Here is an 18,104-nt window from a genome sequence, read left to right as displayed (position 1 = left end):
GGTCGCGCTGATCAGCCCTTGGCGCCGGCCGGCTCGCGGTCGCCCGTCATCCGGTGCGGCTGGTGCAGTTCCTTGGGCTGGCCGAGGCCCATCATCCGCATGATGCCGCCGACGACACCGCCGAGCAGCACGACGACCATGCCCGCCCAGAAGCCCAGCGGCTGGTCCATCACCATGAACGCGCCCGCGACGCAGAAACCGATGAAGGCGATGATGACACCGGTCCAGGCGGCCGGGGTGTGACCGTGGCTGCTGCCCGCCATTGCTTGCTCCTCGTTGCTGTGTGCGTGTCTGAGCAGGACGCTCGCGCCCATTGTCCCGCACGCGCGCGTGCGGGGTGAGCGGGGGTGCGTCTGGAGTACCCCCGGTCCCCCGTGTGGACTCAGGCCCCGGTCGGGTCCTCGCCCCGGTCCAGTGCCTTCCACAGGTCCTCGGGCCGGTCGGGGTCGACGGCGGGGGCCTTGCGGCGGGGCTGGGGCGTGCCGCCCCGCTCGTAGCGGCCGGACATCGCGGGCCACAGCCGGCCGTACCGCAGGGCGAGCAGTCCGGCCAGCAGGAGCAGGACGCCGCCGACGGCCGCGACGTACGGCCAGGCGGTGTGGCTGAGGGAGTACACCGCGGCGGAGGTGTCGCCGGAGGCCTGTGCGGCCTTCTCGTCGAGCGCGGAGCTGTCGGAAGCGCCGAGGAGGGCGGCGGCGACGGTGCCCGCGCCGGACAGCGCCAGCAGCAGGGCCACGACGACCCGGCCGGCCCGGCGGACGGCGAAGACGGCGACGAGCGCGGCGAGGCCCACTATGGCGAGCGCCGCGGGGACGCCCGTGACGTCGCTGCCGTTGGCGGTCAGGGGAAACGCGCCCCCCGCGACCGTCGCGGTGCCCTCCGCCCATTGCTGCCGGGTGGCGAGGAGCGCCACGGCCGCGCCGAGCGCGCCGCACAGCAGCGCGACGGCGAGGCTCAGACGGCCGGCCCGGGCGGATCCGGCGGCTTCGGAACGGGGGTGAGGTGCAGCAGTCACGTACCAACTATCGCCTGAACCCCGGGCGAACCGTCACCCGGGGTGCATCTCAGGCCTTTCCCAGGCGGTTCGCCGTATGGACCGCCCGCAGGACCGCCGCCGCCTTGTTGCGGCACTCGGTGTCCTCGGCGACCGGGTCGGAGTCGGCGACGATGCCCGCGCCGGCCTGGACGTACGCCGTGCCGTCCCGGAGGAGGGCCGTGCGGATGGCGATGGCGGTGTCGGAGTCGCCGGCGAAGTCGAGGTAGCCGACGCAGCCGCCGTACAGCCCGCGCCGGGACGGTTCCAGTTCGTCGATGATCTGCATGGCGCGGGGCTTCGGGGCGCCGGACAGGGTGCCGGCCGGGAAGCAGGCGGTGAGGACGTCGAAGGCCGTGCGCCCGGCCGCCACGCGGCCCGTCACCGTCGAGACGATGTGCATGACGTGCGAGTACCGCTCGACGGACATGAAGTCGACGACCTCGACCGAGCCGGGCTCGCAGACCCGCCCCAGGTCGTTGCGCCCCAGGTCGACGAGCATGAGGTGCTCGGCGCGCTCCTTGGGGTCGGCGAGCAGTTCCTCGGCGAGGGCCTGGTCCTCCTGCGGGGTGGCGCCGCGCCAGCGCGTGCCGGCGATGGGGTGGACCATGGCCCGGCCGTCCTCGACCTTGACCAGGGCCTCCGGGGAGGAGCCGACGACGTCGAACCCGTCGAAGCGGAACAGGTACATGTACGGCGACGGGTTGGTGGCCCGCAGGACCCGGTAGACGTCCAGCGCGCTCGCCGTGCACGGCGTCTCGAAGCGCTGGGAGGGGACCACCTGGAAGGCCTCGCCGGCCCGGATGCGCTCCTTGATGTCCTCGACGGCCTCCTGGAAGTCGGGGCCGCCCCACAGCGCCGTGTACTCGGGCAGCTCGGAGGGCGGGAGCGCCGCCGGGGGCTGGGCGACCGGGCGGGAGAGGTCGGCCTGCATGGCGTCGAGACGGGCGACGGCGTCGGCGTAGGCCTCGTCGACGCCCGCCTCCAGGTCGTTGTGGTTGATCGCGTTGGCGATCAGCAGGACCGAGCCCTCCCAGTGGTCCATGACGGCCAGGTCGCTGGTGAGCAGCATGGTCAGCTCGGGCAGCTTCAGGTCGTCCCGCTCGCCGGGGCCGATCTTCTCCAGGCGGCGGACGATGTCGTAGCCGAGGTAGCCGACCATGCCGCCGGTGAAGGGCGGCATGCCCTCCTGGTGGGGGGTGTGCAGGGCCTCGATGGTGGCGCGCAGCGCGGCGAGAGGGTCGCCGTCGACCGGGACGCCGACGGGCGGGGCGCCGAGCCAGTGGGCCTGCCCGTCGCGCTCGGTGAGCGTGGCGGCGCTGCGGACTCCCACGAACGAGTAGCGGGACCAGGAGCGGCCGTTCTCCGCGGACTCCAGCAGGAAGGTGCCGGGGCGCTCGGCGGCGAGCTTGCGGTAGAGCGCCACCGGCGTGTCGCCGTCGGCGAGGAGCTTGCGGGTGACCGGGATGACCCGCCGGTCGGTGGCGAGCTTGCGGAACGTCTCGAGGTCCATGGCGGCTGACCTTACTGATCCGTGGCGGAGGGGTCGGAACCGCCGTCCTTGAGGAGCACGTCCTCGTCGAAGCAGGTGCGGGCGCCGGTGTGGCAGGCGGCGCCGACCTGGTCGACCTTGACCAGCACGGTGTCGGCGTCGCAGTCCAGGGCGACGGACCTGACCCACTGGAAGTGGCCCGAGGTGTCGCCCTTGACCCAGTACTCCTGGCGGCTGCGCGACCAGTACGTGCACCGGCCGGTGGTCAGGGTGCGGTGCAGCGCCTCGTCGTCCATCCAGCCGAGCATCAGCACCTCTCCGGTGTCGTACTGCTGGGCGATGGCGGGCAGGAGGCCGTCGGCGCTGCGCTTGAGGCGCGCGGCGATCGCCGGGTCGAGGCGGCTGGGCGTGCTGGTCATGCCGACCATTGTGCCGCGCGCCACTGACAGCGCAGGTGCCGTGTCCACTGGGCGGACCCCGAAGCCGGTCGTAGGCTGGCTCCATGTCGACCCATGCCAAGCGTGAACGACTTCTCCTCGCCAACCTGTTGGAGACCGCGGGCCCGGACGCGCCCACCCTGTGCGAGGGCTGGACCACCCGGGACCTCGCCGCGCACGTGGTGGTGCGCGAGCGCCGCCCGGACGCCGCCGGCGGGATACTGATCAAGCAGCTCGCGCCGCGCCTGGACCGGGTGATGGCGGAGTACACGGACAAGCCGTACGAGGAGCTGATCCAGCTGATCCGTACGGGCCCGCCGCGTTTCTCGCCCTTCTCGCTCAAGCCGGTCGACGAGATGTCGAACATCATCGAGTTCTACGTCCACGCGGAGGACGTCCGGCGCGCCCAGCCCGACTGGTCGCCGCGCGAGCTCGACCCGGTCTTCCAGGACGCCCTGTGGTCCCGGCTGGAGCGGACCGCCCGCCTCATGGGCCGCGGTGTCCCGACGGGCCTGGTCCTGCGCCGCCCGGACGGCCAGACGGCGGTCGCCCAGCGCGGCACGCCGGTGGTCACGGTCACCGGCGAGCCGTCCGAGCTGGTCCTGTTCTCCTACGGCCGGCAGAGCGCGGCCAAGGTCGACCTGGACGGCGACGAGAACGCGATCGCGAAGCTGCACGAGGCCAAGCAGCTCGGGATCTGAGGACACGGAGGAGCCCCGGCCGCGGCATGCGACCGGGGCTCCTGGGCAAAGGCGTCACCGCACCGGGTGGCCCGCCTCGCGCAGGGTCTCCTTGACCTGGCCGATCCGCAGGTCCCCGAAGTGGAACACCGACGCGGCCAGCACCGCGTCCGCGCCCGCCGCGATGGCCGGCGGGAAGTCCGCCAGCTTGCCCGCGCCGCCGGAGGCGATGACCGGGACGGTGACGTGCTTGCGCACGGCCCGGATCATCTCCAGGTCGTAGCCGTCCTTGGTGCCGTCGGCGTCCATCGAGTTGAGGAGGATCTCGCCGGCGCCCAGCTCGGCGGCCCGGTGCGCCCACTCGACGGCGTCGATGCCGGTGCCGCGTCGGCCGCCGTGGGTGGTCACCTCGAAGGTGCCCGACTCGGTGCGGCGGGCGTCCACCGACAGGACCAGGACCTGGCGGCCGAAGCGCTCCGCGATCTCGCGGATCAGGTCCGGGCGGGCGATCGCGGCCGTGTTGACGCCGACCTTGTCGGCGCCCGCCCGCAGCAGCTTGTCCACGTCCTCGGCCGTACGGACGCCGCCGCCGACCGTGAGCGGGATGAACACCTGCTCGGCGGTGCGGCGCACCACGTCGTAGGTCGTCTCGCGGTTGCCCGACGAGGCGGTGATGTCCAGGAACGTCAGCTCGTCGGCGCCCTCGGCGTCGTACACCTTGGCCATCTCGACGGGGTCGCCCGCGTCGCGCAGGTTCTGGAAGTTGACGCCCTTGACGACCCGGCCGTTGTCCACGTCCAGGCAGGGGATGACTCGGACCGCCAGGGTCATGAATCCACGGCTCCTCTGTATGCCTCTAGTTCCACCGACACCAGGACGCGCGGGTCGACGAAGCCGTCCACCACGAGGAAGGTCGCGACCGGGCGCACGGAGTCGAACAGCTCCTTGTGCGCCCGGCCCACCTCGTCGAGATCGCGCGTGTGTGCCAGATACATCCGCGTACGGACCACGGACCCGATGCCGAGCCCGAACTCGCCGATCGCCTCGACGGCGCTGGTGAAGGCCGCCTTGGCCTGCTCGTACGGATCGCCCTCCCCGTACAGCACATCGCCCTTGAAGGGTGTCGTGCCCGCCACCAGCACTCGATCACCCGCCGCCACGGCGCGCGCGAAACCGAAACTCTCTTCCCAGGGACTTCCGCTCTGCACCCGCCGTACGGCTTCGGACGTCATGACGACACAGCCTCCAAGGCTTCTTCCAGGGTGAACGCCTTCGCGTACAGCGCCTTCCCTACGATCGCGCCCTCGACACCGAGGGGCACGAGGTCGGCGATGGCCCGGAGGTCGGCCAGCGAGGACACGCCGCCGGAGGCGACGACCGGGCGGTCCGTGGCCGCGCAGACGTTCTTCAGCAGCTCCAGGTTGGGGCCCTGGAGCGTGCCGTCCTTGGCGATGTCCGTGACGACGTAGCGGGCGCAGCCCTCCTGGTTGAGGCGCTCCAGCGTCTCGTAGAGGTCGCCGCCGTCGCGGGTCCAGCCGCGGCCGCGCAGGGTGGTGCCCCGGACGTCCAGGCCGACGGCGATCTTGTCGCCGTGCTCGGCGATGACCTTGGCGACCCACTCCGGGGTCTCCAGGGCGGCCGTGCCGAGGTTGACGCGGGTGCAGCCGGTGGCGAGGGCGGCGGCGAGGGTGTCGTCGTCGCGGATGCCGCCGGACAGCTCCACCTTGATGTCCATGGCCTTCGCGACCTCGGCGATCAGCTCGCGGTTGTTCCCGGTGCCGAACGCGGCGTCCAGGTCGACCAGGTGCAGCCACTCGGCGCCGGAGCGCTGCCAGGCGAGGGCGGCCTCCAGCGGGGAGCCGTAGGAGGTCTCCGTGCCGGACTCGCCGTGCACCAGACGGACCGCCTGGCCGTCGCGGACATCGACGGCGGGGAGGAGTTCGAGCTTGCTCACAGTGTTCCGATCCAGTTGGTGAGGAGCTGGGCTCCGGCGTCGCCGGACTTCTCGGGGTGGAACTGCGTGGCCCACAGGGCGCCGTTCTCGACGGCCGCGACGAACGGCTTGCCGTGCGTGGACCAGGTGACCTTGGGGGCCTCCATCGCCGGGTTGTGGGTCTCCAGCGACCAGTCGTGGACGGCGTAGGAGTGCACGAAGTAGAAGCGCGCGTCGGCGTCCAGGCCGGCGAACAGCTGCGAGCCGGGCGCCACGTCCACGGTGTTCCAGCCCATGTGGGGCACGATCTCGGCCTGGAGCGGCTCGACCGAGCCGGGCCACTCGTCGAGGCCCTCGCTCTCCACGCCGTGCTCGATGCCGCGCGCGAAGAGGATCTGCATGCCGACGCAGATGCCCATGACGGGGCGGCCGCCGGAGAGCCGGCGGTCGACGATCCAGTCGCCGCGCGCCTCGCGCAGGCCCTTCATGCAGGAGGCGAAGGCGCCGACGCCGGGCACGAGCAGGCCGTCGGCGTTCATGGCCTTGTCGTAGTCACGGGTTATCTCGACGTCGGCTCCCGCGCGGGCGAGGGCGCGCTCGGCGGAGCGGACGTTGCCGAAGCCGTAGTCGAAGACGACCACTTTCTTCCGGGGGGCGCTCAATTCCACACCTCCAGCCTCAGGACGCCGGCGGCCAGGCACATCGCGGCGCCGATCGACAGCAGCACGATCAGGCCCTTGGGCATCTTCTGCTTGACGAAGGAGTAGATCCCGCCGACGAGGAACAGGCCGACGACGATCAGCAGGGTCGAGATGCCGTTCACAGGGCGCCCTTCGTGGACGGGAGGATGCCGGCCGCGCGCGGGTCGCGCTCGGAGGCGTACCGCAGGGCCCGGGCGAGCGCCTTGAACTGGCACTCCACGATGTGGTGCGCGTTGCGCCCGTAGGGCACGTGCACGTGCAGCGCGATCTGGGCCTGGGCCACGAAGGACTCCAGGATGTGCCGCGTCATCGTGGTGTCGTACTCGCCGATCATCGGCGCCATCTTCTCGGGCTCGGTGTGCACGAGGTAGGGGCGGCCGGAGAGGTCGACGGTGACCTGGGCGAGGGACTCGTCCAGCGGGACCGTGCAGTTGCCGAAACGGTAGATGCCGACCTTGTCGCCGAGGGCCTGCTTGAACGCGGCGCCGAGCGCGAGGGCGGTGTCCTCGATGGTGTGGTGCGAGTCGATGTGCAGGTCGCCCTCGGTCTTCACGGTCAGGTCGAACAGACCGTGCCGGCCGAGCTGGTCGAGCATGTGGTCGTAGAAGCCGACGCCGGTGGAGATCTCCGTCTTGCCGGTGCCGTCGAGGTCGATCTCGACGAGGACCGACGTCTCCTTGGTCGTCCGCTCCACGCGTCCTACACGGCTCATTGACTCTGCTCCTTCTTCAGTGCACGAACCGCGTCGAGGAACGCGTCGTTCTCTTCGGGGGTTCCGGCCGACACGCGCAGCCACCCGGGGATGCCGTTGTCCCGGACCAGCACGCCGTGGTCGAGGATCTGCCGCCAGGCCGTGTGCGCGTCCTCGAACCGGCCGAACTGCACGAAGTTGGCGTCGGACTCGACGACCTCGTAGCCGGTGGCGCGCAGTTCGCGCACCAGGCGGTCGCGTTCGGCCTTGAGCTGCTCGACGTAGCCGAGCAGGGTGTCGGTGTGCTCCAGGGCGGCCAGGGCGGTCGCCTGGGTGACGGCCGACAGGTGGTAGGGCAGCCGGACCAGCTGGACGGCGTCGACGACGGCCGGGTGCGCGGCGAGGTAGCCCAGGCGCAGGCCCGCCGCGCCGAACGCCTTCGACATCGTGCGGGAGACGACGAGGTGCGGGCGGCCTTCCAGCAGCGGCAGCAGCGAGTCGCCGTGGCTGAACTCGATGTACGCCTCGTCGACCACGACCATCGACGGCTTCGCCGCCTGCGCGGCCTCGTACAGCGCGAGGACCGTCTCGGGCGGGACCGCGTTGCCCGTGGGGTTGTTGGGGGTGGTGACGAAGACGACGTCCGGCTGGTTCTCGGCGATGGCCTTCCGGGCGGCGGCGAGATCGATCGTGAAGTCGTCGCCCCGGGGGCCGGAGATCCAGCCCGTGCCGGTGCCGCGCGCGATGAGCCCGTGCATCGAGTACGAGGGCTCGAAACCGATCGCGGTGCGGCCCGGGCCGCCGAAGGTCTGGAGCAGCTGCTGGATGACCTCGTTGGAGCCGTTGGCCGCCCAGACGTTGGCCACGCCGACCTCGTGGCCGGACGTGTCCGTCAGGTACTTCGCCAGCTGCGTGCGCAGCTCGACCGCGTCCCGGTCCGGGTAGCGGTTGAGGTTCCGGGCCGCCTCACGGACCCGCTCGGCGATCCGCTCGACCAGCGGCTCGGGCAGCGGGTAGGGGTTCTCGTTGGTGTTCAGCCGTACGGGGACGTCCAGCTGGGGCGCGCCGTAGGGGGACTTGCCGCGCAGCTCGTCCCGTACGGGGAGATCGTCGATACGTACGCCGTTCACTTGCTCTCGGGCACCTTCCAGCCGAACCTCGCCTTGATCGCCGCGCCGTGCGCGGGCAGGTCCTCCGCCTCCGCCAGCGTCACCACGTGGTGCGCGACCTCGGCCAGCGCGTCCTTCGTGTAGTCGACGATGTGGATGCCGCGCAGGAAGGACTGGACGGACAGGCCGGAGGAGTGGCAGGCGCAGCCGCCCGTGGGCAGGACGTGGTTGGAGCCGGCCGCGTAGTCGCCGAGCGAGACCGGGGCCCAGGGGCCGATGAAGATCGCGCCGGCGTTCTTGACCCGGCCGGCCACCGCGGCGGCGTCGGCCGTCTGGATCTCCAGGTGCTCGGCGCCGTACGCGTCGACCACCCTCAGGCCCTCGTCGATGCCGTCGACCAGGACGATCGCGGACTGCTTGCCGGACAGGGCCGGGACGATCCGGTCGTCGATGTGCTTGGTCGCGGCGACCTGGGGCTCCAGCTCCTTCTCCACGGCGTCCGCGAGCTCGACGGAGTCCGTGACCAGGACGGCGGCGGCCAGCGGGTCGTGCTCGGCCTGGCTGATCAGGTCGGAGGCGACGTGCACCGGGTCGGCCGTGTCGTCGGCGAGGACCGCGATCTCGGTCGGGCCGGCCTCGGCGTCGATGCCGATCTTGCCGGTGAAGTAGCGCTTGGCGGCGGCGACCCAGATGTTGCCGGGGCCGGTGACCATGTTCGCGGGCGCGCAGGACTCGGTGCCGTAGGCGAACATCGCGACCGCCGTGGCACCGCCGGCCGCGTACACCTCGTCGACGCCGAGCAGCGCGCAGGCGGCGAGGATCGTCGGGTGCGGCAGGCCGCCGAACTCTGCCTGGGCGGGCGAGGCGAGCGCGATGGACTCGACGCCGGCCTCCTGCGCGGGCACCACGTTCATGATCACGGAGGACGGGTACACCGACCGGCCACCGGGCGCGTACAGCCCGACCCGCTCGACCGGCACCCACTTCTCGGTCACGGTGCCGCCGGGCACGACCTGGGTGGTGTGCGGGGCGCGGCGCTGCTCGCGGTGGACGATCCGGGCGCGGCGGATGGACTCCTCCAGCGCCGCGCGCACGGCCGGGTCGAGTTCCTCCAGCGCGCGCGTGAGCGCGGCGGCCGGGACCCGGACCTGGTCGAGCCTGACCCCGTCGAACCGCTCGGCGGAATCGATCAGCGCCGCGTCGCCCCGATGATGCACGTCCTCGCAGATCGGACGCACCTTCTCCAGGGCGGCCTGAACGTCGAACTCGGCTCGGGGCAGCAGGTCACGCAGGGCGGGGCCCTCGGGAAGGGCGTCGCCGCGCAGATCGATTCGGGAGATCACGGGCTCAATTCTCTCAGACCCGGGTCACGCACCGTGCGCGCGTATCAATGGCTGATACAGCGCGTCGCAGGAATCCGGAAGATCACCGTCACGTCCTGCTTTCGGGGCGTCACTCAGCGGGCATGAACAGTTGTACGAAGGAACGAACCCGCGAGTACCCGGGGAGGAAGGAAGAGCTGTGACCGAGGGGGCCGGCGTCCGCGCCGGAGATCTGCCCGACGACCTGACCGCGGCCGAGGCCGGCATGTGGCAGGCGTTCCGCAACGGCACGGTGTACGACCTGAGCAGCGGCGACGCGGTGGTGGACGATCCGCACGGCGGCCACCCCTGGGGCGAGGACCGGACCGTGCGGGCCCGGATCGTGTGCTGGCTGCTCCTCGACGGCCCGCCCGCCCTGGCCGGCCGCGTGTCGTCGCTGAAGCTCGTCGGCGTGCAGGTCAGCGGCTCCCTGGACCTCGCGGGCGGCACGGTCGTGCCGTACGTCGAGATGCGCCAGTGCCGGTTCGAGCAGGACGTGCTGCTGCCGGAGGCCCGCTTCACGACCGTACGGATGGTGGACTGCTCGGTGCCCCGGCTGGAGGCGGCCCGGGTGCACACCGAGGGCGATCTGCATCTGCCGCGCTGCCGGTTCCACCGCGGCATCCGGCTCACGGACGCGCAGATCGGCACGGACCTGATGCTCAACCAGGCGATCGTGCACCGGGACCGCAGCGGCCGGTCGATCGCCGGGGACGGCATCACCGTCGGCCAGGACTTACAGGCCGAGCTGCTGGAGTCGCACGGCGAGCTGAGCCTGCGCGCCGCGACCATCGGCGTCTCCCTGAGCCTGCGCGGCGCGCGCCTGTCCAACCCCTACGAGCGGCTCGCGCTGAACGCACCGCAGCTGACCGTCGAGCGCAGCCTGTATCTGACCCCGGCGGGCGTCGGTGCCCAGGCGATGAGCGGGATGACCCCGGCGCGCGGCACGCGGATCCAGCGGTTCGCGTGCGAGGGCGGGATCCGGCTGGACGACGGCCGGTTCGGCGACGCCGTCGACTTCGAGCAGGCCCGGTTCACCCTCACCGACGACCAGGAGCTGTCGCTGCGCCGGGTGCAGACGCCGGAGCTGCGGTTCCTCGGGGAGCAGCCGGCGCGCGGGCGGGTGGTGCTGTCGGGGGCGAAGATCATCAACCTGATGGACCGGGCGGACGCCTGGCCCGGCCCCGGGCGGCTGCACATGGGCGGCTTCGCCTACGAGAACCTGGTGCCGCGCGGGCCGTTCAGCCTGGCCGAGCGGCTGGAGTGGGTGGCGGCGGCGACCGCCGAGTACAACCCGGAGCCGTACGAGCGGCTCGCGGCCGTGCTGCGGGCCGGCGGCGAGGACGAGGACGCCCGCGAGGTGCTGCTCGCCAAGCAGCGCCGGCACCGCGAGAGCCTGCCGCTCGCCGCCAAGCTGTGGGGCTACGCGCAGGACTGGACGGTCGCCTACGGATACCGGCCGGGCCGGGCCGCCATATGGATGGCGGTGCTGTGGGCCGCGGGCTCCCTCGCCTTCGCGCAGGCGGGCCATCCACCGCTGAAGCGGGGCGAGCATCCGGAGTGGAACCCCACGCTCTTCACCCTCGATCTGCTGCTGCCGGTCATCGACCTGGGCCAGGTGGGCTTCTGGCAGCTGCGCGGGGGCTGGCAGTGGCTGGCGACGGCGATGATCCTGCTGGGCTGGGTCCTCGCGACGACCGTGGCGGCGGGGGCGACCCGGCTGCTGCGGCGCAACTGATGGTGCTCTTGTGACCAGGGTTGTTGAACTGTCACGTTTTTGCACTCTCTTGACCATCGGGCGTACAACTTTCCGCAGGTTCGATGAACACTCTGGCGCCGCTGTGACCAGCGGACTTTCAATGGTCGGCACCATGGCAATGCAGCTGCCGTTCATCCGCGCGAGCCGGATGACAAGGACCACTTCGCACCCCGCCGGCGAGCCGTGCGCCGACGACGAGGTGCTGCTCGACGCGCCCGACGCGCGGCTGAGCCCCGCGCTGGTCGCCGCCGCCCGGGGCGACCACGGACCGGCCGCGGGGCTGCTCCTGGCCACCCGTGCGGCGGCCGAGTGGGAGCGCCGCGACCGCTACGTGACGCGGCTGGCCGCCTTCGCGCGCTCGCGCCCCGAGTGGCTGGACGCCTGGCTCGCCACCGCCCCGCAGGACCCGGACGCGCTGCTGGTCGGGGCGCAGCTGGCGGTGGACCGCGCCTGGCAGTCACCGGCCCGGGCCGAGGTGCTGCGCGAGGTGAGTCCGCTGATCACGGCGGCGGCCCGGGGCGACCAGCGGGACCCGGTGCCGTGGCGGCTCGCGCTCGACCACGCCCGGGGCGCGCAGGCCGGGCACAAGTACTTCGAAGAACTGTGGGCGGCGGCCGTACGCCGTGCCCCACACCACTACGGCTGTCATGTGGCGGCCCTGCGCTACCTGGCCACCTCCTGGCACGGCTCCCACCACGAGTGCTTCGACTTCGCCGACCGGGCCGCGCAGGACGCGCCCGCCGACGCGCTCGTCCAGGCGCTCGGGGTGCGGGCGGCCTTCGGCTACCTCACCGACGGCTGCGGGCCCGAGGTGCCGCGCGAGCGGCTGGACGCGGCCGCCGACCGGGCGATCGCGCTGTCCCCGCGGCTGCCGGCGGCCGACCCCTGGCCCGCCCGGATGCGGAACCTGCTCATCTTCGTCCTGGTGCGCCTGGAGCGCTGGCCGGACGCCGCCGAGCAGCTGCGCCTGAACGGCCCGTACGCCACCTCGTTCCCCTGGGACCAGGTGTCGGACGACCCGCTCGGCCACTTCCTCCGGATCCGCGACGACGTCCGCGCCGCGGCCGCCGGCGAGCCCTCCGGGCATCCACGGAGTGAACGGGGCGGACGTGTCCGCTCCGGCGACCATTAGGCTTTTGCGTCGTGACCACCGTCCGGCTCCCCCTCTTCCCACTGAACTCGGTGCTGTTCCCGGGGCTCGTGCTCCCGCTCAACGTCTTCGAGGAGCGGTATCGCGCCATGATGCGCGAGCTGCTGAAGACCCCGGAGGACGAGCCGCGCCGGTTCGCCGTCGTGGCGATCCGCGACGGCCACGAGGTGGCCCCGAGCGCCCCCGGCATGCCCGACCCGACTGCCCTGCCCGAGCGGGGGCCGCTGGCCGGTTTCGGCACGGACCCGGCCAAGGCGTTCCACAAGGTGGGCTGTATCGCGGACGCGGCGACGATCCGCGAGCGCACCGACGGCTCCTTCGAGGTGCTGGCGACCGGCACGTCCCGGGTGAAGCTGCTGTCGGTGGAGGCGTCCGGCCCCTTCCTGACGGCCGAGCTGGAGCCGCTGCCGGAGGAACCCGGCGACGAGGCGGCGCCGCTGGCCGAGGGGGTGCTGCGATCGTTCCGCCAGTACCAGAAGCGCCTGGCGGGCGCGCGGGAACGGTCCCTGACGACCGGTACGGAACTGCCCGACGAGCCGGGCGTGGTGTCGTACCTCGTGGCGGCGGCGATGATGCTGGACACCCCGACCAAGCAGCGCCTGCTCCAGGCCCCCGACACGGCGTCCCGCCTGCGCGACGAGCTGAAACTCCTTCGCTCGGAGACGGCGATCATCCGTAGTCTGCCGTCGTTGCCGGCGTCGGATCTGACGCGCGGCCCGACGAGCCTCAACTGAGCGGACGCATGGCGAAGAAGTCGAAGAAGCAGCAGCCGGGCGGCACCCCGGCGACGGTGGCCCTCACGGCGGCCGGCACGGCGTACACGGTCCACGCCTACGACCACGACCCCTCCCACCCCTCCTACGGCGAGGAGGCGGCCGAGGCGATGGGCGTCTCCCCGGACCGCGTCTTCAAGACCCTGGTCGCGGACGTCGACGGCACACTGACGGTCGCGGTGGTCCCGGTGGCGGGCCAGCTGGACCTGAAGGCCCTGGCAGCGGCGGTCGGCGGCAAGCGCGCGACCATGGCCGACCCGACACTGGCGGAACGCACGACGGGGTACGTCCGGGGCGGCATCTCGCCCTTGGGCCAACGCAAGAAACTCCCGACGGTCCTCGACGCCTCGGCCTCGGCGCACCCGACGATCTGCGTGTCGGCGGGGAGGAGGGGCTTGGAGGTGGAGCTGGCTCCGGAGGACTTGCAGAAGCTGACGGAGGCCGTGTTGGCCCCGATCGGCCGCGCCTGACTGCACCTAGGGCCTGTCGTTTGGATCACGCCGCAGACGCGGGGTCTGGCACGCGCATCTGCCGCGTTGTCGTCGGTCCCCGACGCTCCGCGTCGACTCCCTCCTCCGCCTTGCAGCTGCACGCTCCCCCAAGCTCTCGGCTGCGCTCGAGCAGGGAGGTACCCCCATGACCCCGCTCACCGGCACTGAACAGCACCGTCACTTCCCTGCGACCTGATCCAAACGACAGGCCCTAGCTGCGGGCAATCGTGCCGCTAAGGGCGGCACCCGTCCCAAAGAGAGCGGCACCCCGCTACGCCGGGCTGCGCACCCACCCGCCCTCAGCACCCACGCCGGATTCTTAAGCAGCCGGCGGTGACTGATAAGCCCCGTCCGCGAACTCCGGCTCAGGATCCCGAGGCCCGAACAACGCCATGAGCCCGAGGTGCAGCACCAGCGCGGCAAGCGGCCAGGCCAGCAACGCCCCCTTCGCGCCCAACTTCAACGGCGCCGAGAACGTCACCCCCCTGCCCACCTCCCGCGCATGCGCGACCACGTCCTCCGCGGGCCCGAGCCACACCCCGACCCGCCAGGCGAGCAGCGACCCGAGCAGCCCCCCGAGCGCCAGCCCCACCACCAGCGGCACACCCCCACGCCGCCGCAGCAGGAAGACGACCAGCGCGCTCACGACCCCGAGGCCCAGCCCGAGCAGGGTGAACGTGCCGTCCACCCCCACGGCCTGCTCCCCCTCGGTGTCCTTGAGGTAGACGACCCAGTTGCCCTCCGCCACGTCACCGACCAACGGCACGTGCGGCGCGAGCCACCACCACAGCACGCCCAGCAGCACCCCGCCGAGCGCCACGGCCAGGGCGACCACACCGGCCTCCCGCGCTTCCGTCCGCATCCCGGGGCCGTCCTGCCCGTACCAGCCGTGCCCGGCGTACTCGGCATGCTGGACCCCGGGAGCCGGAGCCCCGGACGCCTCGGCCGGCGGCTGCCACGAACCCTGTGCGGAATGTTCATGCGGTGGCGGTGGCGGAGTCAGTGGTGCGGTCACCCTGCCATCGTGCCAGGCGCGCCTGTGCGCCGCGTCACCGGACGACCCCTCCCCGCTCACCGGACGGCCGCCCGGCGGTACGCCCAGGTCGCCACGCCCAGCGAGACGACGCCCACGACCCCGCACACGGCGAGGTCACCGAGCACGAAGGCCCAGTCGGGACGCGGCCCGAACGTCCGCGCGAAGGCCTCCACGCCGTACGTCGACGGCAGCAGGTCCCGCGCGAAGCGGACGGCCTCCGGCATCCGGTCCGCCGGCAGCACACCCAGCAGCAGCGCCGCCGACATGCCCAGCTGCCCCAGCAGCGTGGCCAGCTCCGGCCGGGGCGCGAGCAGCCCGAGCGCCGCCCCGAGCCCGGCGAGCGCGGCGCCCGCCAGCGGGATCACGGCCACCAGGACCCACAGGTGGGCCAGCGGCAGCCCGAACAGCACACAGCCGAACACCGCCGTCACGACGGTCCCGGGCACGGTGAACGACGCGTACGCGCCCGCCGCGCCCAGCACCACCGCGGCGGGCGGCACCGGCAGGGTCGCGTAGTGGTCGAGCCCGCCGCTGGCCCGCAGCTGCCCGAAGTACTGCGCGAGCAGGTTCAGCGCGACGAACGCGACCACCAGCACCGACGACCCGGCGACGACGGCCTGCGCCTCCGCCCCGTCGTCCACGACCCCGCGCATCAGGACCATGATCCCGACCGACTGGAAGGTCGCCACGAACAGCAGCGGGATCCGCGCGACCCGCGCCCGGGACAGCTGCGCCCGGTACACGGCCGCCAGCGAAGGCCACAGCCGCGCCCGCGGTCCGAGCTCGGCCGCGCACGCGGCGGGCTCCTCCACGGCCAGGGCACCGCCCGGCAGGACATCGGCGGGTACGACACTCACGTCGCGCTGCTCCCCTTCGTCGGGTCCACTGCGGCAGTCGCCCTGTTCGGTACGTACGCGGCGGCCCACGCACTCAAGGCCTCGGTGTTCCTCACGTTCCTCACACCTTCACCAGCCCCTGCTGTACCGCACCGCCCAGCGCCAGGTACACGTCCTCCAGGCTCGGCGTGGCCAGCGTGAAGTCGTCCAGCGCGGCGAAGGCGGCCCCGCCGGTGACGGTCGCGACGACCGCCCGGGCCTCCTCGGGCCCGAGCCGGAGCGTCCAGCGGCGGCCCGACTCCACGGCCCGGTCCCGCAGCGCGGCCACCTCGGGGACGTGCAGCGGCGCCGTGTCCCGCCACACCAGGTCGACCCGCACCTCGCCGGCGACCTGCTCCTTCAGCCCGGCCGGGGTGTCGCAGGCGATCACCCGCCCCCGGTCGAGCACGGCCACCCGGTCCAGCACGGTCTCGGCCTCGATGACGTTGTGGGTGACGAGCAGCACGGTCGTCCCGCGCTCGGCCCGCCGCCGGTCGACCGCGGACCACACGGCCCGCCGCGCCACCGGGTCCATGCCGGTGGTCGGCTCGTCGAGCACGAGCAGCGGCCGCTCCCCCACCAGCGCCGCGGCGAAGCACGCCAGGCGCCGCTGGCCCCCGGAGAGCTTCTTCAGCGGCCGCCCGGCCAGCGGAGTGAGCCCCAGCTCGTCGAGGACGGCGTCCCGCTCGGCCCGCGCCCGCCGGACGTCCAGGCCGCGCAGCCGACCGGTGGTCTCGGCGGCGAGCGACACGGTCAGCTCGTCGAGGGCGGTCGACTCCTGGCCGAGGTAGGCGAGGATGCGCGCGGCCCGCTCCGGGTGGCGCACGATGTCGTGCCCGAGGATCTCCACGCTGCCGCCGTCCGGCCGCATCAGCCCGGTGAGCTGTCGTACGAGGGTGGACTTGCCGGCGCCGTTCGGCCCGAGCAGGCCGAAGATCTCGCCGCGGCGGATGTCCAGCGTCACGTCGTCCGTGGCCCGGACCTCGGGGGTTCCGGGCGCGCCGCGCCGGCCCCGGACCGCCGGATAGGTCTTGGTCAGCCCGCGCACCGCGCACACGACGCCACCATCGTGCCGAAATGCCTGTGCCGCGCGCGTACTCACAAGGGACGAGACTACGGGGTCGGCGGCCCCGGTCCGCCCTCGGGTCGGTCCAGGACGGGAAATCCGTCGGCAAAGTCCTCAGTCGCCGACAGGGGTGTGCTCCACGCCCGTGCGCACGCCGATCTCCTTCCAGAAGCCGGCCCGGATGGCGTAGCGGTCCCGCTCGTCGATCTGGTCGTCCTTGTGGGCGAGGAGGCCGAAGCGGGCGGCGTAGCGCAGCAGCTCGCCGTCGACGCGGTGCGGGATGCGCGGGTACATCCCGGACAGTTTCTGCAGGTGGCCCTGGTCGCCGAGGCGTCCCACCCAGCGCCGCGCGAAGACCTGCCCCACCTCGAAGGGGTCGCCGCCGACGGTGGTGATGTCCTCCTCGCGGTCGGCCCACCGCTGCTCCGCGGTGGTCAGCTGGGCGAGCGTCGGCATCGAGGCGGCCTCGGGGGGCTCGGCCGCGGGCCGGTCGACCCAGCCTTTGTCGGAGGACCAGCGGAGGGTGGCGGAGGCGGGGGGCTGGGCGGGCTGGGTGCCGGGGGCGCGCAGGGCGGCCAGGTCTTTGGGCGTGGGGACCCCTTTGGCGGCGGGCACCCGCTCGTCGGTGCCGTTCGGCCCGGGGCCGGCCGCCGGGTGCTGGGGCTGCGGGGCGGGCCGCTCGGGCGGGGCGGCGAGGGCGGAGTCGGGCAGGGGCGCGGAGAGGATCGCGGCGATCTCGGGCCGGGGCGCGGGCTGCGGGGCGCACACGCCGGTGTGCTCCTTGGCGCGGACGGCCTTGGTGATCCACGCGCGGTCCAGGACGCGCCGCTCGTCCGCCTCGGCGACCAGGTCCTCGGACTGGTTGTAGTCGCCGTCGGCGGCCTGCACGGCCCACAGGTGGACGGCGACGCCGTGCTCCTTCGCGGCCATCATGCCGGGCAGCAGGTCGCCGTCGCCGGTGACGAGGACGACGTCGGAGCAGGCGCGGTTGCGGGCCAGCTCGGTGAGCTCGGCGTGCATGGCGGCGTCCACGCCCTTCTGCGCCCAGCGGCCGTCGCTGCGGGTCAGGGCGCCTAGCCGGACGGTGACCCGGGGCATCACGCGCAGCCTGCGGTGCTCGGGCTGCGGGACGCGGTCGGGGGCGCCGTCGAACCAGTAGATGCGCAGCAGCGGCTGCTGCGTGTCGGACTCGGCGCGCTCGCGCAGCCCGTGGATGAGGGCTGTGTGGTCGACGGTGATGCGGGACCGTGAGGGCTCCCCGGCGAGGAGACTCGCCGCGGCTCCCAGCAGATACCCAGCGTCCACCAGGACGATGCAGCGGTCCACGCGACTCACCCTCTTCCCAGGAGGTTTGCTTCGGGCTTGCTTCGAGTCTGCCCGACGGCGCGGAGGTTAACGGCCGGAACTCGATCTTCGGCGTGGCGTTTCGCGCCACCCTGCTCCGACTCCCCCTGTCACGCAGGGTAATTGTCCGACATGCGATCGTTGTCTGCCTGTGTGAATCTGGTCCCGGCCCT

Annotated in this window: 21 protein-coding genes; 5 read left to right on the top strand and 16 right to left on the bottom strand. The window is 72.8% G+C overall.

The features are described 5' to 3' along the window. Positions 1-11: 11 nt before the first annotated feature. The 4 genes from IE255_RS05735 to hisI all read right to left on the bottom strand — a co-directional run bounded on the left by IE255_RS05735 (position 12) and on the right by hisI (position 2,944). Positions 12-263, bottom strand: a complete 252-nt coding sequence (locus IE255_RS05735; RefSeq protein WP_190048994.1) for an HGxxPAAW family protein — start codon at positions 261-263, stop codon at positions 12-14. Between the two features lie 119 nt (positions 264-382). Then, positions 383-1,015: a TIGR02234 family membrane protein gene (locus tag IE255_RS05730; RefSeq protein WP_190048993.1), complete on the bottom strand. Its 633-nt coding sequence runs from the start codon at positions 1,013-1,015 to the stop codon at positions 383-385. Between the two features lie 49 nt (positions 1,016-1,064). Next, a complete protein-coding gene (locus IE255_RS05725; RefSeq protein WP_190048992.1) occupies positions 1,065-2,546 on the bottom strand; it encodes an anthranilate synthase component I in 1,482 nt (493 codons plus the stop codon). A gap of 11 nt (positions 2,547-2,557) precedes the next feature. Further along, a complete protein-coding gene (hisI, locus tag IE255_RS05720) occupies positions 2,558-2,944 on the bottom strand; it encodes a phosphoribosyl-AMP cyclohydrolase (RefSeq protein ID WP_190048991.1) in 387 nt (128 codons plus the stop codon). 83 nt (positions 2,945-3,027) lie between these two features. Between hisI and IE255_RS05715 the strand changes: the two genes are divergently transcribed. After that, positions 3,028-3,663: a TIGR03085 family metal-binding protein gene (locus IE255_RS05715; RefSeq protein WP_190048990.1), complete on the top strand. Its 636-nt coding sequence runs from the start codon at positions 3,028-3,030 to the stop codon at positions 3,661-3,663. A 54-nt stretch (positions 3,664-3,717) separates the two neighbouring features. Here the strand turns inward: IE255_RS05715 and hisF are convergent, their stop codons facing one another. From hisF to hisD, 8 genes are read right to left on the bottom strand one after another with little or no spacing between them, the layout of a single operon-like run. Next, positions 3,718-4,473: an imidazole glycerol phosphate synthase subunit HisF gene (gene hisF / locus IE255_RS05710; RefSeq protein WP_190048989.1), complete on the bottom strand. Its 756-nt coding sequence runs from the start codon at positions 4,471-4,473 to the stop codon at positions 3,718-3,720. Further along, on the bottom strand, positions 4,470-4,874 hold the full coding sequence (locus IE255_RS05705; protein WP_190048988.1) for a RidA family protein: 405 nt from the start codon (positions 4,872-4,874) through the stop codon (positions 4,470-4,472). Before IE255_RS05705 ends, hisF begins: the two co-directional genes overlap by 4 nt. Next, positions 4,871-5,596, bottom strand: a complete 726-nt coding sequence (gene priA, locus IE255_RS05700) for a bifunctional 1-(5-phosphoribosyl)-5-((5-phosphoribosylamino)methylideneamino)imidazole-4-carboxamide isomerase/phosphoribosylanthranilate isomerase PriA (protein ID WP_190048987.1) — start codon at positions 5,594-5,596, stop codon at positions 4,871-4,873. Before priA ends, IE255_RS05705 begins: the two co-directional genes overlap by 4 nt. Continuing rightward, positions 5,593-6,237: an imidazole glycerol phosphate synthase subunit HisH gene (gene hisH, locus IE255_RS05695; protein WP_267974267.1), complete on the bottom strand. Its 645-nt coding sequence runs from the start codon at positions 6,235-6,237 to the stop codon at positions 5,593-5,595. Before hisH ends, priA begins: the two co-directional genes overlap by 4 nt. Beyond that, the gene (locus IE255_RS05690; protein WP_031115716.1) at positions 6,234-6,398 is read right to left on the bottom strand and encodes a CG2302 family histidine operon protein; all 165 of its coding nucleotides are present in this window, start codon (positions 6,396-6,398) and stop codon (positions 6,234-6,236) included. Before IE255_RS05690 ends, hisH begins: the two co-directional genes overlap by 4 nt. Next, a complete protein-coding gene (gene hisB / locus IE255_RS05685) occupies positions 6,395-6,988 on the bottom strand; it encodes an imidazoleglycerol-phosphate dehydratase HisB (protein ID WP_059416503.1) in 594 nt (197 codons plus the stop codon). The genes IE255_RS05690 and hisB overlap by 4 nt, the downstream gene beginning before the upstream one ends. Further along, positions 6,985-8,097 (bottom strand): histidinol-phosphate transaminase, encoded by a 1,113-nt coding sequence (locus IE255_RS05680; protein WP_190048985.1) that lies wholly within the window; start codon positions 8,095-8,097, stop codon positions 6,985-6,987. Before IE255_RS05680 ends, hisB begins: the two co-directional genes overlap by 4 nt. After that, positions 8,094-9,419, bottom strand: a complete 1,326-nt coding sequence (gene hisD / locus IE255_RS05675; protein WP_190048984.1) for a histidinol dehydrogenase — start codon at positions 9,417-9,419, stop codon at positions 8,094-8,096. The genes IE255_RS05680 and hisD overlap by 4 nt, the downstream gene beginning before the upstream one ends. A gap of 178 nt (positions 9,420-9,597) precedes the next feature. Here hisD and IE255_RS05670 point away from each other — a divergent pair, with 178 nt between their 5' ends. The 4 genes from IE255_RS05670 (at position 9,598) to ybaK (ending at position 13,589) form a co-directional block, all read left to right on the top strand. Beyond that, positions 9,598-11,175 (top strand): oxidoreductase, encoded by a 1,578-nt coding sequence (locus IE255_RS05670; RefSeq protein ID WP_190048983.1) that lies wholly within the window; start codon positions 9,598-9,600, stop codon positions 11,173-11,175. A gap of 121 nt (positions 11,176-11,296) precedes the next feature. Further along, on the top strand, positions 11,297-12,328 hold the full coding sequence (locus IE255_RS05665) for a hypothetical protein (protein WP_190048982.1): 1,032 nt from the start codon (positions 11,297-11,299) through the stop codon (positions 12,326-12,328). Between the two features lie 11 nt (positions 12,329-12,339). Further along, positions 12,340-13,080 carry an LON peptidase substrate-binding domain-containing protein gene (locus IE255_RS05660; protein WP_190048981.1) on the top strand — a complete coding sequence of 247 codons (741 nt, stop codon included), beginning with the start codon at positions 12,340-12,342 and terminating at the stop codon, positions 13,078-13,080. An 8-nt stretch (positions 13,081-13,088) separates the two neighbouring features. Beyond that, a complete protein-coding gene (ybaK, locus tag IE255_RS05655) occupies positions 13,089-13,589 on the top strand; it encodes a Cys-tRNA(Pro) deacylase (protein ID WP_190048980.1) in 501 nt (166 codons plus the stop codon). A 340-nt stretch (positions 13,590-13,929) separates the two neighbouring features. Here ybaK and IE255_RS05650 read toward each other — a convergent pair whose 3' ends face one another. From IE255_RS05650 to IE255_RS05635, 4 genes are all read right to left on the bottom strand, one after another. Continuing rightward, positions 13,930-14,625, bottom strand: a complete 696-nt coding sequence (locus tag IE255_RS05650) for an AAA family ATPase (RefSeq protein ID WP_190048979.1) — start codon at positions 14,623-14,625, stop codon at positions 13,930-13,932. A gap of 56 nt (positions 14,626-14,681) precedes the next feature. Continuing rightward, the gene (locus IE255_RS05645) at positions 14,682-15,503 is read right to left on the bottom strand and encodes an ABC transporter permease (RefSeq protein WP_190048978.1); all 822 of its coding nucleotides are present in this window, start codon (positions 15,501-15,503) and stop codon (positions 14,682-14,684) included. A 100-nt stretch (positions 15,504-15,603) separates the two neighbouring features. After that, positions 15,604-16,578 (bottom strand): ABC transporter ATP-binding protein, encoded by a 975-nt coding sequence (locus IE255_RS05640; protein WP_190048977.1) that lies wholly within the window; start codon positions 16,576-16,578, stop codon positions 15,604-15,606. Between the two features lie 123 nt (positions 16,579-16,701). Beyond that, entirely contained in the window at positions 16,702-17,913 is a 1,212-nt protein-coding gene (locus IE255_RS05635; protein WP_190048976.1) for an NYN domain-containing protein, read from the bottom strand. Positions 17,914-18,104: the final 191 nt, after the last annotated feature.

Source organism: Streptomyces lomondensis (assembly GCF_014651035.1).
Classification (GTDB): Bacteria; Actinomycetota; Actinomycetes; order Streptomycetales; family Streptomycetaceae; genus Streptomyces; species Streptomyces lomondensis.
The sequence above is the reverse complement of the archived record's forward strand: the minus strand, read 5'-3'. Positions and strand labels throughout refer to the sequence as shown.